This window comes from Candidatus Accumulibacter aalborgensis (assembly GCF_900089955.1).
GTDB classification, from domain to species: Bacteria; Pseudomonadota; Gammaproteobacteria; order Burkholderiales; family Rhodocyclaceae; genus Accumulibacter; species Accumulibacter aalborgensis.
Genome location: NZ_FLQX01000091.1, coordinates 1 through 629, shown reverse-complemented (window position 1 = coordinate 629; position 629 = coordinate 1). Strand labels below are relative to the sequence as shown.

General features: G+C 59.1%; 1 pseudogene. It reads left to right on the top strand.

Annotation, left to right across the window (positions count from 1 at the left end):
* Nucleotides 1-558: pseudogene (locus tag ACCAA_RS05265) on the top strand (ISNCY family transposase); the annotation flags it as partial.
* Nucleotides 559-629: the final 71 nt, after the last annotated feature.

Below are 629 nucleotides of genomic sequence, written 5' to 3'. Positions count from 1 at the left end.
TTCGAGCGCAACGAGCAACTCGGCCGCGTCGTACAGGCGCGACGCGTCGGCAAGAAGCACTTTACCGACACCTATCGCTATGTCCATCAAGTGCCATTGCGCAACACGGACGATGCCGTGATGGTCAACTGGCTGGAACTGGTCACCACCGATGCCCGCGGTGCCATCGTCTTCAAGAACGCCTGGGCCACCTCGCATGCCATCACCGACCACAACGTCGCCGCTCTGGCTTCCGCCGGGCGGGCGCGTTGGAAAATCGAGAACGAGAACAACAACACCCTCAAGACCAAGGGCTACCATTTCGACCACAACTTCGGACACGGCAAACACTTCTTGGCCAACCTGTTCGCCACATTGATCTTGTTGGCCTTCTTGGTCCATACCGCCCTGGACTGGATGGACACCCGTTACGCCAAGGTGCGCGGCCTGCTGCCCTCCCGCCGCACCTTCTTCGAACACCTGCGCGCCTTGCTACAGTACCTGCCGTTCGATGACTGGGATCACCTCATGCGCTTCATGCAGCAGCGCCTCGCTCCCAACGCCCCAGACACCGGTTGACTTACCCCATCCAACAGTCCTTACCCTCACCACTCGCTACCATGGAATTTGAAATGAGAACTGCTGACGTT